The sequence below is a fragment of the Algibacter amylolyticus genome (assembly GCF_014202225.1).
GTDB lineage: Bacteria > Bacteroidota > Bacteroidia > Flavobacteriales > Flavobacteriaceae > Algibacter_B > Algibacter_B amylolyticus.
Genome location: NZ_JACHGE010000008.1, coordinates 48,531 through 63,322 on the forward strand (window position 1 = coordinate 48,531; position 14,792 = coordinate 63,322).

Consider the following 14,792-nt stretch of genomic DNA (forward strand, 5'->3'; position numbering starts at 1 on the left):
TTTTAAGCCTTACTTTCTAATTCGCTCATTACTTCTACTAATGCTTTAACACTATCAATAGGCATAGCGTTGTACATAGAAGCTCTGTAACCACCAACACTTCTGTGTCCATTAACACCACTAATACCAGCTTCTTTAAGCATAGTTTCGAAAGTGTCTTTTAAGTTTTCGTTTTCGAGTGTGAATGTTGCATTCATGTTAGAACGATCTTCTTTGCTAGCAAACCCTTTAAATAATGGGTTTAAATCTACTTCAGAATACATTAAACGTGCTTTCTTTTCGTTTTCTTTCTCGATAGCTTGAATTCCACCTAAACCTTTTAACCACTCTAAAGTTAACATGGTTGTATATATTGGGAATACAGGAGGTGTGTTGAACATACTTCCTTTATCGATATGGATTTTATAATCCATCATTGACGGAATTTTACGAGATACTTTTCCTAAGATATCTTCTCTAACAACTACTAAGGTTGTTCCAGAAGGTCCCATGTTTTTTTGAGCTCCAGCATAAATTAAACCAAATTGAGTAAAATCTAAAGTACGAGAAAAAATATCGCTACTCATATCACAAACTAATGGAATATTAGTTTTTGGAAACGATTTCATTTGTGTCCCATAAATGGTGTTGTTTGATGTACAATGGAAATAATCATAATCATCAGGTATTTCGTAACCTTTAGGGATATAATTGTAGTTAGCATCTTTAGAAGATCCTACTTCGTACACATCGTCATAAATTTTAGCTTCTTTAATTGCTTTTGCTGCCCAAGCTCCAGAATTTAAATAACCCGCTCTTTTTTCTAAAAGATTTAAAGCGACCATTAAAAATTGTGTACTTGCTCCACCTTGTAAAAACAAAGCTTTGTATCCTTTACCTTCTAAACCTAAAAGTTCTAAAACTAACGATCTAGCATTTTCCATAATATCAACAAAAGCTTTACTTCTGTGTGATATTTCTATTAAAGATAACCCGCTGTTGTCTAAATCGACAACGGCTTGAGAAGCTTTAAGTAATACTTCTGGTGGTAAAATACTTGGTCCGGCACTAAAGTTATGTTTTTTCATTTTTTTTCTACCCCTAAACTTTCTTTTAATGGAAAGTGAATTTTCGGGCTAAATTTAATTAATACTCCGTTTTTACTATGAATCCTTAATTTTTAAAAAGGATGAAATGATATAAAATTTAAAGAAACAAAGGTGCTAATTAATTGGGTAAATTTTGTTAAATTATTAATAATTTTTTCGTCAAATTGCTAACAAAAATTCAATAGAATCTACATCATCCGCATAATCCCAAAGTTGAGGTTTTTGAGTAGCTCCAAATGCGATTTCGTTTTTATCGAATCCTTTCGAAACTATACATTGAATTTGATCTTTTTTTGAATCTAAAATTGCTTTTAATTCTGAAGCATCTTCATAATATTCATAAAATAGTGTTGCAATAGGCGAAGCAAAACTTTCATCTTCTTTTATCATGAAGAATCCGTTTTCTAACATATCAAACTCACTCATTAAATAAACAGCTTTGTTATAGTCGTAATTATTAGCATATTTTGCTTTTTCAACAATAGGGTGCCAATGGTAAATAGACTCGAAAAAGCCTTTAAAATCGTAGTTTTTAGGTACAAATAGTTTAGAAACATTTCTGCAACCTAAACCGTAATATCTAAAAATATCTTCCGAGAGGTTTTTTAGGTCTTCGGGCGTTTCGTTTCCTGATAAAACTGATATAGAATTTCTGTTTTTTCTAATTATTGAAGGTTTATCTTTAAAATAAAACTCGAAATATCGCGCCGTATTATTGCTTCCTGTAGCTATTACGGCATCGAAGTTTTCAATTTTAGCCTCTGTAAACGTTATGCTTCCTTTAAACTGAGGTTCTACATACTCCAAATACTTCGCTAAATATGGTAACAAGTGTTTATCGTTTGATGACTGCTTAACTAAAACATGATGTCCTGTTATTAAAACCGATAAAAAATCGTGGAATCCCACTAATGGAATATTTCCAGCCATTATTATAGCGACTTGTTTTGGCGTCCTATTTTCAATTTGGTACGACGATAACCACGTGCTTAAATTGTCTGTAGTTAGTGCATCAGACCAAGATTTCAGAGCAAAACTAATATTTTCTTCGGTAAACCAGCCATTGTTTTCTTTGGCTAATTTTAGTTGATGCTTAAAACCATCAAAGAATAATTCGTTATGTTCAATATTTTCGGCTTTATGGAATACTTCATTAGAAAATTGTCTTAAAAAATCTCCTAACTTTACAAAAGCATTAATTCTTTCCTGTAATTGCATCCTTTATTTGGTTATGAATAGTTTTGGCTTTATTTTTGCAGCTACAAATTTAAGGAAACTCAAATAGAGTTCTTTAATTTTAAAAGATAAAATATTACTATGGCAATAATAATAACAGACGAGTGTATAAATTGTGGGGCATGTGAACCGGAATGTCCTAATACGGCAATATATGAAGGTGCTGACGACTGGCGCTATAAAGATGGTACTAGTTTAGATGGTACTGTAGTTTTAACTAATGGAAAAGAGGTGGATGCTGATGAACCACAAGAACCTGTAAGCGATGAGCTTTACTACATTGTTCCAGATAAGTGTACGGAGTGTAAAGGTTTCCACGACGAGCCTCAATGTGCGGCGGTTTGTCCGGTAGACTGTTGTGTACCAGATGAAGATGTTGTTGAAACAGAAGAAGAATTATTAGCGAAGCAAAAATTTATGCATCCAGAAGGATAGAATAATAATTTTCTAAATATATAAGAATCCTGAGCTTTATGCTTAGGATTTTTTTATGCTATTTTTTTTTTTTTTTGAATTCAATTAAACCTTTACACAATAGCTTAGTCCAACCCCATTAAAAAAAACAGTTATGACAAGAAAATGGATGCGTATTATACATCGTTATTTAGGGTTTTTTCTAATAGGAGTAATGATTGTATACTCATTAAGTGGTGTTATTTTAATTTTTAGAAATACCGACTTTTTAAAAAGTGAAACCGTAGTAGAAAAAACAATTAAGCCAAATTTAAGCGGAGAAGCGCTTGGTCGTGCTTTAAAAATGAGACGTTTTAGAGCAGAAAAAACAGAAGGAGATATAGTGTTATTTAAAAACGGACAATACAATAAGGCTACTGGTTTAGCTAAATATACTAATAAGGAGTTGCCGTATGTGTTGGATAGAATGACACATTTACATAAAGCCACATCTGCCGAACCTTTATTTTATTTAAACGTGTTTTCTGGGGTGTCGTTATTTTTCTTTTCAATTTCTTCGTTTTGGATGTTTATGCCTAAAACTAAAATTTTTAAAAAAGGATTGTATTTTACAGCATTTGGTTTGGTGTTAACGCTTATTATGTTGTTTTTATAAAGTAGTGTTTTTACAGGAACTAAATGTTCTTTAACTTTCCTATTTTTGTTTAGATGAATACAAAGCAAGTATGTTTATTTTTAAATGGAGAGTCACCTAAATCTATTCCAGATTTAAAAAACTATAACATGGTTTGTGCCACAGATGGTGCGTGCACCTTTTTAAAGGCTAATAATATTGTACCCCATTTTATTAGTGGCGATTTCGACTCTATTAAAACCATTCCAGATAGTATTGAAGTTATACATACGCCAAACCAAGATTTTACAGATTTTGATAAAATTTTACAAATTCTGTTTGATAGAGGTTTTAGCGATATTCATGTTTATGGTGCTAGTGGGCAAGAGCAAGATCACTTTCTAGGTAATTTACATACTGCTTTGCAATGGAAAACTAAGTTGAAAATCACCTTTTTTGATAACTACGGCTTTTATTTTCTTGCAGATACCAAGGTTACATTAACACAATGTTTAGGTAAACATGTATCTTTATTTCCTTTTCCTGAAGCCAATGGCATTATTACAAGAGGGTTGCAATATGCGTTGAACGACGAATCTTTGTTTTTTGGCGGACGTATTGGTACGCGCAATAAGGCTATTGAAGATACTATTGAAATTAGCTTTAAAACAGGTAATATGTTTCTGTTTATAAACGATTAGTTTTAATCGCCTTTAAAAGCTTTCATCTCTAAAGTAGGTTCTATAATTTGTTCGTTGTCCCAAAGCGTTTTTTCAAATTTATTTAGCTGTTTGTAGGGTACAACAGAATCTTGCTTGATGCTCTTAAATTCTTCCAAGTTTAACTTGCTGTGCGATGTAAATAATAGTTCTTCCTTATTTCTATTATTGCCTTCAATTTTAAAGCTAAAACTCACCTTGTTTTTATCGCGACTATTTTCAATAAACTTAACGTCTCTTTTTACATAAAAGTAACTGCCAGAAGTTCGTTTTAAATATTTAGGATAGTAAACGTTGTTGCTGTCCCTTTCAAATAAAAGGGTGCCTTCGCTAATATTTTCTATATATTTTACGCCTAAAACAAATTTTAAATTTACTTTTTGTCCATGTCTGTTTTTATAATATTTATAATGCATTTGTGTAATGGCATAGGTATCTTCGCTAACATATAATTGCCCTGTATACTTTGCTTTTCCTTTTTTAGGAGTAAATGCGATAATATGTGTTAATTCGTTGGCATTAAATACAGCATCAGTATAGGTGTATTCATATAAATTTGTATTTAAAATAGTACTTAAAAAAGAATCTTCGAAAAATTTAGTTTGATTTAAAACAATACGCGTGCTTTTATTTAACAAAGGCACATCATATTCCTGCTTGTGTTTTTCTTGGTGGTCTTCATTTTTTAAAGACAGGGAGTCTTCTATTTTAAAGAGACCAGATTTAAGTTTATAGGTTTTTGTACTGTCTAAATATTTTAAAACAATGTTTTGAGCTTTTTCTTGTATTTGCTCGAATGAAAAATCGTTTTTAGCATCCAATAACGAAGTTGCTTTTTGAACCACTAATTTACTGCTATCTTGGTTTAAGGTGTAAAATTCGCCTTTAAAATCTCTAAAGTTAACCATATCGCTTTCTTTAATTGTTTTAGATAGCACTTTTAAACTGTTGTTTGCCGATTCTAGGTTGCGTTTTTTTACATGCGATGCCTTTTCAATTTCAAATTCTAAATTTGTGAAATCGGCATAATCGGTATCGCGCTTAAATATATGGTGTTTATTTAATGCACTGCTATAGTTAACACTTAGCTGCAGCTTTACTTTATAAATAATACTATCGGCATTTGGGTTTTTATTACTAATATAAATTTCACCAAGTTGGTTTATGGCTTCTTCAAGCTCAATAGTATAGTTAAGAGTTTTTATATCTAAAGGCGATAGCGTTTTGCTTTGGTAACCCATACAAGAAATTTTGAGATTTTGGTTTTTTGCGCCAATGGTAAAGTAGCCTTCGTCGTTAGAAATCATCCCAGAATTGTTCCCTGTTTTTATAGTTGCGTAAGGTATTGGTGTCTTAGTGTTTTTGTCTATAAGTTGTGCTGTGATATTTTGAGATATCGCATTTAAACTTACCAGTAAAATGATTAAAGTAATTTTTAATTTCATATATTATAGGAGTTATACTTAGTAAACGAGTGAAATTAAAAATTGTAACAACGCCATAAAGTTAATGCCATGTTATTTAACTTTTAATTAGCTTAAAAATATTGTAATTGTGAATGTTGCGTTAAATAATTTGATATTGTAAGATTATATTTTAATGCTTATTATAGTGTTTTTACTTTATTGAATGAAATTTTAAGTTATGAACGGAGAGAAGAATTTAGAAAAGTTAGTAAGAAGCATGAACCCTAAGTTAAACGAAGGCGAATATGTTTTTGTAACCGTGAAGCATTTTGGAGAAATTAAAAGGGAAGATACTATTTGTGAGTTTAAAGAAGAGGAGGGTATAACCCTTGTAATGGCTAAAACAAAGGCAGATGGGTTAGGTCTTAAATATAGTTTTGTAGCGAGCTGGATTACTTTAGAGGTACATTCGGCTTTAGATGCCGTTGGTTTAACTGCATTATTTGCCGATGTGTTAACTAAACATAATATAAGTTGCAATGTTATAGCTGGGTTTTATCACGATCATATTTTTGTTGATAAAAACGATGCGGAACAAGCTGTTAAGGCTTTAACTACACTTTCTAAAAGTTATTAGTACTTTGCTTTTTAGATTTACTTTATATATGAAATAAAAAAAATCCTGATAGTTGTTTGTCAGGATTTTAAGGTTTGCCTTCTTGTTCTAAACCAGTTTCATATTAATCAAATCTATTTTTTTCTAAATGCAATATAATACGTTCTTTTTAGAATAAAGAATATCCAAAAATCATAGATACTGTATTGTAGTCCGCAATCCAACCTGTGTAGGTAGCTAAAAGATCTCTCTTTGTTTGATATCTTAAGCTCAAACTGTAAGTTTCGTTTAATTTGTAACCAACTGCAATAGCTAAATTACTTGAGGTCATAATATCTAAGTCATAGAGGCTTGATCCGTCATTTCTTGTAATATCGATTGTTGAATTTGAACTAAAGTCAAATACCAAAGAAGCATCAACGAAAATTTTAGACTTTTCATTTAAAAATATATAGTGCCTTATACTTACAGGTACTTCTATTGAAGTGTAATCTAGATTAGCTATTATTTTTCCGCCATTAATATTTCTAGCGTCTGCTGATTGCTCAGCCTTAAATTTTTGGTAAGTAGGTTCTGCCACAAGTGCCCATTTATTTTTATTAAAAGGTAAAATAAATTCAGCTTCTAATCCAAACCTAATACCTGACTCCTTATCAAAATTTATGGTGCTAAAATCAGGATTGGTACTTTTTATTGATAGAGTAGAACTATAAAATTGAGGTCTAATTGTTAGATTAAATAAATCTCGTTTTTGTTTTGGTTCTAAACTGTATACTTCCTTATTATGACATGTACTATAATCATTAAAAAAATCAATCAAATCTTTTTTTCTATAATTGAGTTTTTCAACGCGATTCATTTTAAAATTTGGACATTTCAAATCATTCCATAATTGTTGTCTAAATCTATTATTCTTTCGAATATCATTATTTTCTGTTTTGTAAACTTTAAAGACTAGTTGCTCAATATTTGATACATCATTGCCATAAAAGTATCTATTTAGTTTGCCATCAATATATTGATATAAGTTAGATTTGCCTTCAACTAATACTTTTAAAAATAGAGTTTCTTTATTGAAAACAGGGTTTTTATCGGTGGTCAAGTTATTGATGTTATCATCAGATCTATCAATGTTTACTAAACTTTTTATATATTTTGAAATGTTATAAATGCCAAACTCTTTTGCGGTTTTAAAAGTTGCTATTTGGGGTTCGCTATTTTCTGATGTTTTATATTCAAATTGAGTTGGGGAGTTTCTCCAATCTATATTTTTAATTAGACAATTAATTTTTTTATCATTATTGTCAATATAATATCCTTTCTCATAAGAAATTTGTGAATAACAACTTAAGGTTAGTATGGTTATTAGTATAATTAAAAACGTTCTTTTCATCTGTTACAAATAGTTTGTGGTTAAATAGATTGACAATCAGTAGCTTGGTATTTTGTTTGGTTGTAGCATACTTTAATTGGTTATTACTAAGTAAATATAGATGTTTTTTCTTATAAATAAGGATAAAAAAAATCCTGATAGTTGCCTATCAGGATTTTTAAATTATCTAAGTTTATGCTATGCTTTACGCTCCAACAAAGCCATATAAAAACCATCGAATCCAGATTTATGAGATAGTAGTTTTTTGTCTTTTAATAATTCGAAGTTTGCTCCAGCTTCCGAAGCTAAAAAGGTTTTAACTTGATTTTGATTTTCTGAAGGTAATACAGAACAAGTAGCGTAAACTAGTTGCCCGCCAACTTTTACCATTCTAGAATATTGCTGTAAAATGTCTTGCTGAGTTTCTTTTATTTTATCTATAAACTCGGGTTGTAATTTCCATTTTGCATCAGGGTTACGGCGTAACACACCTAAGCCAGAACATGGCGCATCAATTAAAACACGATCTGCTTTGTCGTATAATTTTTTAATTGGTTTTGTAGATTCTATAACGCGGTTTTCAATATTATGAGCACCGTTTCGCTTAGCACGACGTTTTAATTCGTTTAGTTTATTGCCGTAAATATCCATTGCAATAATTTGCCCTTTGTTTTCCATTAAGGAAGCTAGGTGCAAGGTTTTTCCGCCGGCACCAGCACAAGTATCTACAACACGCATACCGGGTTGCACATTTAAAAATTCGGCTACTAATTGCGAGTTCGCATCTTGAACTTCAAAATGACCATTTTTAAAGTTTTCGGTAGCAAATACATTAGCACGTTCGCGTAATTTAAGTGCGCTTGGGTGACCGTCTATAAATTCGGTTTCAATATCTAAATCGAATAATTCGGTTTGTAATTTTTCTTTAGTTGTTTTAAGGGTGTTTACTCTTAAAATAACATCGGCTTGCTCGTTTAAAGCTGCTATTTCTTTGCTCCAAACGGCATCGCCTAATTCTTTGCGTCCAATTTCGTCCATCCAATCTGGAATAGATTCTTTTAGGCGGCGCACTTTAGAAAGCTCGTCGTAACGTCCTTTAATTTTACGTAGTGGTGTACCTTCAAAATATTTCCAGTCTGGTAATTTTATACCTTTTAAGGTTGCCCAAACGGCAAACATGCGCCATAGGTTATCACGATCAAAAGGTTCTTTAACTTCGGCAATTTCGGCATACAGGCGTTTCCAACGTACCATTTCGTATGTGGTTTCGGCAACAAAGCCTCTATCGCGAGAGCCCCAACGTTTATCGCGTTTTAATAGTTGTTGTATAACTTTATCGGCGTATTTACCTTCGTTGAAGATTAATGTTAGGCCGTCTATAACTGCAAAGCAGAGGTTTCTGTGTAATCGCATGGTATTTAAATAAGGCTGCAAAGGTACGTTTTTAAATGGTTAATTTTTAACTTGTTTACAGGTTTTAAAGTGGTTTGTTTTACACCATGGGTGTTTTTGTTTTGGCTTTTAAAATACGAGTGCTAGCAGATGTGTATTAATATGGTTTTATGTGTAATATTAGCTGGTTTGCCCGCGTTAAGGATTGCAGTGGAAAGCCCACAGGGAGGTACGACCGAGGACTTGCAACGTAAAGCCAGACCCGATAGGGGAACGCCCAAATTCGAGTTAGTCTATTTTTTTGCTTCTAGAGATATGTAGTTTTTATAAAAGCTTAACTTTGGGGTTTTAATTGACCTTGTTAATCCTGAAACTTTAGGAAGACATCTAGTTTGAAATTTTTTTTGACAGAAAACGAATTTATAGAAGGATTGCAAAACCATAATGCAAATGCGTATGGGAAGTTGTTGGACGAGTACCAGCAAAAGGTTTTTGCTACCTGTATTTCGTTTGTGCCTAATAAAGAAGATGCCGAGGATATTGCTCAAGATGTTTTTGTGGAGGTGTTTAATTCGATAGGAAAATTTAAAGGGAACTCTAAACTATCGACTTGGATTTATAGGATTACTACTAACAAATGCTTGGAGTTTATAAGGAAGCGTAACACGAAAAAGCGTTTTGCGTTTTTACAAGCTATTACGGGTAATGAGTTGCCATTGGATAAAACTAGTTATTTTACCGAAATGAATCATCCGGGTGTTATTTTGGAAAATAAAGAGAAGAGTGAGACCTTGTTTTATGCTATAAATCAATTACCCGAGGCACAAAAAGTGGTTTTTACATTGCATAAGGTGGATGGTAAAAGTTACCAGGAAATTAGCGAGATTATTGAAAAGAGCGTGTCGTCGGTAGAGAGTTTAATGTTTAGGGCAAGGAAGAATTTACAGAAACTTTTAGAAAATTTTTATAAAAATGATAATTAGCGCAAGTTTTAAAATTTTTTTGCATCTAATAATATATAACACAGAGATATGGAAACAAATAAAAACATACAAGATAAGGTTGATAGTGCGTTTAGCGCGCTTGATGCCATCGAGCCTGTAAACGTGTCTCCCTTTTTTAAAGATAAAACCATGCAGGTGTTATTTGCCGAAAAGGAAGAAAAACAAAGCGTTTGGAGTTGGTTTACACCTAAGCTGCAATTAGCGACATTGGTTTGTATAGTGGTGCTTAATGTGGTTGCTTTTAGTAAAATGGAAACCGCATCGAGTTACGATGAGAATTTAAGTGAGTTTGCCGAGTCTTATGGGTTGGTGGCTAGTGATAATGATACCTTAATATTAAATTAATTATGTCTAAAAAATTACCATTATATATTCTACTTGTTTTTTTAATTGTGGTGAATGGCTTTTTCCTCTATAATTATTTAGGTGCAGGACCGAAGAATAACGGAAAAGAGCCTATGCGTCCTAAAATGTTTTTAACAAAAGAGTTGGGTTTTAATCTGGCACAAAAAGCAAGGTTTGATGTTTTAGATAAAAAGCACCATAAACGTATGCAAAACATTAGTAGCGATATTAGAGTGTTAAAGGATGATATGTTTAATGGATTCTCTGATGCTAGTTTCGATGAATCTAAAATAATAGCATTAACAAAACTAATAGGAGAAAAGGAAGCGGCTAAGGATTTAGAGGTTTATAGATACTTTAGTAAAATTAAAGAGATTTGCACTGCAGAGCAACAGGAAACGTTTAATAGGATTTTAAAAGATGCACTTAGGCGCGGCGATAGAGGTCAGGGACCTCCTCCGGGAGGAAGACCAGGGGAGATGCGAGAGGATGGACCCGATGGCCATAGACCACCGCCACCAATGGATGGAGAGCGTATGGAACAAATGCCACCACCTATCCATTAAAACGAATTAGCTTTAAAAGACCTTCAAAATATTGAGGGTCTTTTTTTTGTGATTTTTTTAACAGAAGGCGTCACAAGTTTAAAAAAGTTATAGCATCTAAAAGTACATAACAATAAAATTTAGAAAATATGAACAAGGTATTTAAAACAGCCATTTTGGTTTTTGGAATAACATTATTTATGTCGAACAGTTCTTTTGGACAATCGGATAATAGACCTGATAGAAAAGAGCCACCAACTTTTAAGGAGTTATTAGAAGAGATGGATGCCAATGAAGATGGGAAACTTTCTGAAAAGGAAGTTAAGGGACCTTTAAAAAAGGATTTTGCAAAAGTTGATGCCAATGAGGATGGGGTTATTACAGAAGAAGAATTGAAAAATGCGCCTAAGCCAGAAAGAAAAGAAAGAAAATAACCTTAAAATTTTATAAAATGAAAACAATACATGCAATTAAACTAATAAACAAAACGGCAGTTTTTGTATTACTAACGTTCTTTTTTATAGGCTGTAATAATGATGATAATACTGTAAATGAAGAAAGTGTTGAGGAAGAGGTAGAAGTTGTAATAGATGATACCGATTTTGAAGCTACAGATTGGACCACGGAAACACACACTAAAGATGTAGATCCAAATTTTGATGAGGTTTTTGAAGATAACGCTGTAAAACGTTTAGATATAGTTATTACAGAAGCGCGTTGGCAAAATATGTTGGATGATATGACCAATTTGTACGGTACTTTTGGAGGTGGTTCTAGAGGTGGTGGTTTAACCGATACCGACGAAGACCCTATTTTTGTGCCTGCCGAAGTGTTTTATAAAGACAAAGAATGGTATAGAGTTGGTGTGCGTTTTAAAGGTAACTCTAGCTTGCAAACCAGCTGGCAAAATGGTATTTTAAAGCTATCATTTAAATTAGATTTTGATGAGTTTGAAGATGATTACCCACAAATAGATAACCAGCGTTTTTACGGATTTAAAAAATTAAGTCTTAAAAACAACTTCGACGATAAATCGATGTTGCGAGAAAAAGTAGCTGCCGATGTGTTTAAAAATGCAGGTTTAGCAGTATCTCATACAGCATTTTACACTGTTTATGTTGATCATGGAGATGGTCCTGTATATTTTGGTTTATACACTTTGGTTGAAGAGGTTGATGATACAGTTATAGATACACAATTTTCCGATGATGATGGTAATTTATACAAACCAGATGGCGACGCAGCAAGTTTTGCTAGCGGTACGTTTGATGAAGATGAATATGTAAAGAAAACAAATGAAGATGAGGCCGATTTTAGCGATGTAGCAAACTTACTTTCTGTAATAAACGATGGAACACGCAGCACCGATGCGGAAACTTGGAGGTCTAACTTAGATGCTGTATTAGATACCGATGTGTTTTTAAAATACTTAGCTGTAAATACGGTTATTCAAAACTGGGATACTTACGGTGTAATGACGCATAATTACTTCTTATATAATAATCCAGATACGAGTAAATTAACATGGATTCCTTGGGATAATAATGAGGCGCTTCAAGAAGGAAAACAAGGTGGTGCTGCCAATTTAGATTTCTCGAATATTTCTGCATCGCAATGGCCACTAATTGGTTACATGTATCAAGATGAGGTTTACAAAGCAAAGTATCAAGCTTATGTGCAAGAGGTTGTTGATGGTGCTTTTAATACCAGTACTATGCAATCCTTATATACATCGTATGCTGCTTTAATTGATGAGTATGCCACTTCAGAGATTCCAGGATATACGTTTTTAAATTCTAGTGCCGATTTTCAGAGTGCGGTAAATACATTAAAAAGTCATGTGTCTTCTAGAGCATCGGCAGTAAGTAGTTATTTAAATAATTAATATAATAATTGAGTTTGGTTTAGCTTTTTTAAAGGCCTCATAAGTGATATTATGAGGCTTTTTTCAAAAAAAAAGAATGTTGGCCACAAGTTATTGGTAAAAACAACATCTAAATACAAAGTAGAATAAATTAATAATAATGAAGATGATAAATAGATATCTAACAATATGTATACTTTTAATAGTATTATTAAGCTGTAAAAGTAATACTGGGACACATAGTCACGATTCTGAAGGCGAACATTCGCATAGCCACAATACCGAAACTCCTATTAATTATTTTGGGAACTATTCTTTAATTAACGAGGATTATGGTACTAAAACCTTTGTAACTGTTAGTGGTAATACCAGGAAAATGGTTACCAACGCATTGCCTAATCATAAAACAGGAGCTTTTCCAAACCAAGGGAATCCTAATCGTATTTCGGCACAAAATAAAACATACACCTTTCCTGTTAAACCAAAATATACAGGAGAAGCGCAGTGGATAAGAGAACCAGGAATTGCTTTAAACGGTGTAAAATTCGAGCCGGGAACTGCTGAGGTTGTGGTGTGCGATACCGGTGAAAATTATAGAGTGGAAGCCTTTCAAGATTTAATTGATTTAGGATTAGATTTTAATCATGCTCACGTGCAACCTACAGGGGCTTATCATTATCATGGGTCGCCTACTTCGGTTATCGAAAATTCAGATACAGGTCAAGATTTAGTACATGTTGGTTTTGCTCATGATGGTTTCCCTATGTATTATTCAAAAAGCGGTGCGTATAAACCGAGTTATAAACTTTTAGATGGTAATAGAGAAGGTGAGGATTGCACGTATACAGCCCGCGAAACCATTGATGTTTCTGTTGGCGGACATCACGATGGTACTTACGGTTCCGATTTTGAATACGTTGAAGGTTATGGCGATTTGGATGCGTGTAACGGGATTAATATAAATGGACAATACATGTATTTGGTAACTAATGAGTTTCCATATGTAAGTCGTTGTTTAATGGGTGAAGTTGAGCAAGAGGAACGACGCGGGCCTCAAAACAGAGAAGGAGTAAACCGACCAGGGCAAAGACCAAGCGCTACCGATATTATTAAGCAAATGGATGCTAATAAAGATGGTAAATTATCTGAAACAGAAGCTAAAGGACCATTAGCCGACGATTTCTCTAAGGTTGATGCTAATAAAGATGGATTTATCTCAAAAGAAGAACTAGCAAAAGGACAAAAACAAAATAAGGAAGGCCGACAAGGAGGGCGACCACAAGGAAATAGAAATTAATTTATAAACGAGCGCAAGTTTATTTTAAAATTAACATCTAAATATTAATAACATTAAAACACTAAGATTATGAAATACTATTTAAAGCCTTTAACTTTTATTACAATTTTTGCCTTTGCACTATTTGCTTGCAGTAGTGATGATTCTTCAAGTACTGATAATGCTAATGATGGCGACGACGATGATGAAGAGGTTGCTGTTACAGAATTGCATGCTGCTTTTGCTGCCTTTAATCAAGATGCGGTTACCGTTATTTTATCTGATGATGGTACAGAGGTTACTATAGAAACCACAGGATATCCAGATCATGCTTCAATTTATTGGGAGCCAGATAACGCGCTTTATAAAGACGAGCCAGATGTAACAAAAACAACTCAAGATACTTATATTGGTGGTGGGCAAGGTGAAGCTGCAAGTATTACCGTTGATGCCACTCCAAACTTAACGGGTGCAACTGTTGCTACGCAATTAAATACTATTGGAATTGCGGTTAGCGGGGCTTCTATATTTAATGACCAAGAAGGTATGGGAGATTTAGATCAGGCTGCTAAAAGTTTAGATTGGGCAGGAGCTCATAAAGGTCCTGGAGTATATCATTACCATTTAGAACCTACTCCAATTACTAGCAATGATGATAGTTTGGTAGGTATTTTACTTGATGGTGTTTTTATTTATGGAAGACAGTGTAGTTCTACAGGAGCTGTCCCAACCGATTTAGATGCTTCAGGTGGTCACACATCTACTACGCAGTTTACAGATGGTGCAGAAGAGTATCATTACCATATTATTAATGAGGTTTATGCTGCAGGAAATTATGCATATGCACCCGCGTATGTACTTTTTGCTGGACCATTTCAAGGATATTAAAACGTAGTAAAAAT

The 14,792-nt window shown here is 33.1% G+C and carries 16 protein-coding genes; 11 read left to right on the top strand and 5 right to left on the bottom strand.

What is annotated here, in order from left to right; genetic code table 11:
- Positions 1 to 2: 2 nt before the first annotated feature.
- Positions 3 to 1,067, bottom strand: coding sequence for a 3-phosphoserine/phosphohydroxythreonine transaminase (gene serC, locus HNQ90_RS13915; protein ID WP_144117888.1), 1,065 nt, complete (start codon positions 1,065 to 1,067; stop codon positions 3 to 5).
- A 180-nt stretch (positions 1,068 to 1,247) separates the two neighbouring features.
- Entirely contained in the window at positions 1,248 to 2,306 is a 1,059-nt protein-coding gene (locus HNQ90_RS13920; protein WP_144117887.1) for an acyl-CoA reductase, read from the bottom strand.
- A 99-nt stretch (positions 2,307 to 2,405) separates the two neighbouring features.
- On the opposite strand from HNQ90_RS13920, the gene HNQ90_RS13925 reads away from it, so the two are divergent.
- The 3 genes from HNQ90_RS13925 (at position 2,406) to HNQ90_RS13935 (ending at position 4,052) form a co-directional block, all read left to right on the top strand.
- A complete protein-coding gene (locus HNQ90_RS13925) occupies positions 2,406 to 2,759 on the top strand; it encodes a 4Fe-4S dicluster domain-containing protein (RefSeq protein WP_144117886.1) in 354 nt (117 codons plus the stop codon).
- Between the two features lie 133 nt (positions 2,760 to 2,892).
- Positions 2,893 to 3,393: a hypothetical protein gene (locus tag HNQ90_RS13930; protein ID WP_144117885.1), complete on the top strand. Its 501-nt coding sequence runs from the start codon at positions 2,893 to 2,895 to the stop codon at positions 3,391 to 3,393.
- A gap of 53 nt (positions 3,394 to 3,446) precedes the next feature.
- Positions 3,447 to 4,052, top strand: a complete 606-nt coding sequence (locus HNQ90_RS13935; RefSeq protein WP_144117884.1) for a thiamine diphosphokinase — start codon at positions 3,447 to 3,449, stop codon at positions 4,050 to 4,052.
- Between the two features lie 2 nt (positions 4,053 to 4,054).
- On the opposite strand, the gene HNQ90_RS13940 is transcribed toward HNQ90_RS13935, so the two are convergent.
- Positions 4,055 to 5,515 (bottom strand): carboxypeptidase-like regulatory domain-containing protein, encoded by a 1,461-nt coding sequence (locus tag HNQ90_RS13940; RefSeq protein ID WP_144117883.1) that lies wholly within the window; start codon positions 5,513 to 5,515, stop codon positions 4,055 to 4,057.
- A gap of 199 nt (positions 5,516 to 5,714) precedes the next feature.
- Here HNQ90_RS13940 and HNQ90_RS13945 point away from each other — a divergent pair, with 199 nt between their 5' ends.
- Positions 5,715 to 6,113, top strand: a complete 399-nt coding sequence (locus HNQ90_RS13945; RefSeq protein ID WP_144117882.1) for an ACT domain-containing protein — start codon at positions 5,715 to 5,717, stop codon at positions 6,111 to 6,113.
- A 148-nt stretch (positions 6,114 to 6,261) separates the two neighbouring features.
- On the opposite strand, the gene HNQ90_RS13950 is transcribed toward HNQ90_RS13945, so the two are convergent.
- Positions 6,262 to 7,485 (bottom strand): tRNA modification GTPase, encoded by a 1,224-nt coding sequence (locus tag HNQ90_RS13950; protein ID WP_144117881.1) that lies wholly within the window; start codon positions 7,483 to 7,485, stop codon positions 6,262 to 6,264.
- Between the two features lie 177 nt (positions 7,486 to 7,662).
- Positions 7,663 to 8,877, bottom strand: a complete 1,215-nt coding sequence (locus tag HNQ90_RS13955) for an RsmB/NOP family class I SAM-dependent RNA methyltransferase (protein ID WP_144117927.1) — start codon at positions 8,875 to 8,877, stop codon at positions 7,663 to 7,665.
- A 383-nt stretch (positions 8,878 to 9,260) separates the two neighbouring features.
- Here HNQ90_RS13955 and HNQ90_RS13960 point away from each other — a divergent pair, with 383 nt between their 5' ends.
- From HNQ90_RS13960 to HNQ90_RS13990, 7 genes are all read left to right on the top strand, one after another.
- Positions 9,261 to 9,839 (top strand): RNA polymerase sigma factor, encoded by a 579-nt coding sequence (locus tag HNQ90_RS13960; protein WP_144117880.1) that lies wholly within the window; start codon positions 9,261 to 9,263, stop codon positions 9,837 to 9,839.
- Positions 9,840 to 9,887: 48 nt separating this feature from the next.
- Entirely contained in the window at positions 9,888 to 10,205 is a 318-nt protein-coding gene (locus HNQ90_RS13965; RefSeq protein ID WP_144117879.1) for a hypothetical protein, read from the top strand.
- A 2-nt stretch (positions 10,206 to 10,207) separates the two neighbouring features.
- The gene (locus HNQ90_RS13970) at positions 10,208 to 10,771 is read left to right on the top strand and encodes a Spy/CpxP family protein refolding chaperone (protein ID WP_144117878.1); all 564 of its coding nucleotides are present in this window, start codon (positions 10,208 to 10,210) and stop codon (positions 10,769 to 10,771) included.
- Between the two features lie 128 nt (positions 10,772 to 10,899).
- Positions 10,900 to 11,184, top strand: coding sequence for a CREC-EF hand family protein (locus tag HNQ90_RS13975; RefSeq protein ID WP_206669658.1), 285 nt, complete (start codon positions 10,900 to 10,902; stop codon positions 11,182 to 11,184).
- Positions 11,185 to 11,201: 17 nt separating this feature from the next.
- Positions 11,202 to 12,635: a CotH kinase family protein gene (locus HNQ90_RS13980; RefSeq protein WP_144117877.1), complete on the top strand. Its 1,434-nt coding sequence runs from the start codon at positions 11,202 to 11,204 to the stop codon at positions 12,633 to 12,635.
- Positions 12,636 to 12,780: 145 nt separating this feature from the next.
- Complete coding sequence (locus HNQ90_RS13985) at positions 12,781 to 13,911, top strand: YHYH protein (protein ID WP_144117925.1); 1,131 nt, start codon at positions 12,781 to 12,783, stop codon at positions 13,909 to 13,911.
- 69 nt (positions 13,912 to 13,980) lie between these two features.
- The gene (locus HNQ90_RS13990; protein WP_144117876.1) at positions 13,981 to 14,778 is read left to right on the top strand and encodes a YHYH protein; all 798 of its coding nucleotides are present in this window, start codon (positions 13,981 to 13,983) and stop codon (positions 14,776 to 14,778) included.
- Positions 14,779 to 14,792 lie beyond the last annotated feature (14 nt).

What these genes read in the sequence shown, in the direction of transcription:
- serC (WP_144117888.1), bottom strand. Translation starts at nt 1,067, where the DNA reads ATGAAAAAACATAACTTTAGTGCCGGACCAAGTATTTTACCACCAGAA.
- HNQ90_RS13920 (WP_144117887.1), bottom strand. Translation starts at nt 2,306, where the DNA reads ATGCAATTACAGGAAAGAATTAATGCTTTTGTAAAGTTAGGAGATTTT.
- HNQ90_RS13925 (WP_144117886.1), top strand. Translation starts at nt 2,406, where the DNA reads ATGGCAATAATAATAACAGACGAGTGTATAAATTGTGGGGCATGTGAA.
- HNQ90_RS13930 (WP_144117885.1), top strand. Translation starts at nt 2,893, where the DNA reads ATGACAAGAAAATGGATGCGTATTATACATCGTTATTTAGGGTTTTTT.
- HNQ90_RS13935 (WP_144117884.1), top strand. Translation starts at nt 3,447, where the DNA reads ATGAATACAAAGCAAGTATGTTTATTTTTAAATGGAGAGTCACCTAAA.
- HNQ90_RS13940 (WP_144117883.1), bottom strand. Translation starts at nt 5,515, where the DNA reads ATGAAATTAAAAATTACTTTAATCATTTTACTGGTAAGTTTAAATGCG.
- HNQ90_RS13945 (WP_144117882.1), top strand. Translation starts at nt 5,715, where the DNA reads ATGAACGGAGAGAAGAATTTAGAAAAGTTAGTAAGAAGCATGAACCCT.
- HNQ90_RS13950 (WP_144117881.1), bottom strand. Translation starts at nt 7,485, where the DNA reads ATGAAAAGAACGTTTTTAATTATACTAATAACCATACTAACCTTAAGT.
- HNQ90_RS13955 (WP_144117927.1), bottom strand. Translation starts at nt 8,877, where the DNA reads ATGCGATTACACAGAAACCTCTGCTTTGCAGTTATAGACGGCCTAACA.
- HNQ90_RS13965 (WP_144117879.1), top strand. Translation starts at nt 9,888, where the DNA reads ATGGAAACAAATAAAAACATACAAGATAAGGTTGATAGTGCGTTTAGC.
- HNQ90_RS13970 (WP_144117878.1), top strand. Translation starts at nt 10,208, where the DNA reads ATGTCTAAAAAATTACCATTATATATTCTACTTGTTTTTTTAATTGTG.
- HNQ90_RS13975 (WP_206669658.1), top strand. Translation starts at nt 10,900, where the DNA reads ATGAACAAGGTATTTAAAACAGCCATTTTGGTTTTTGGAATAACATTA.
- HNQ90_RS13980 (WP_144117877.1), top strand. Translation starts at nt 11,202, where the DNA reads ATGAAAACAATACATGCAATTAAACTAATAAACAAAACGGCAGTTTTT.
- HNQ90_RS13985 (WP_144117925.1), top strand. Translation starts at nt 12,781, where the DNA reads ATGATAAATAGATATCTAACAATATGTATACTTTTAATAGTATTATTA.
- HNQ90_RS13990 (WP_144117876.1), top strand. Translation starts at nt 13,981, where the DNA reads ATGAAATACTATTTAAAGCCTTTAACTTTTATTACAATTTTTGCCTTT.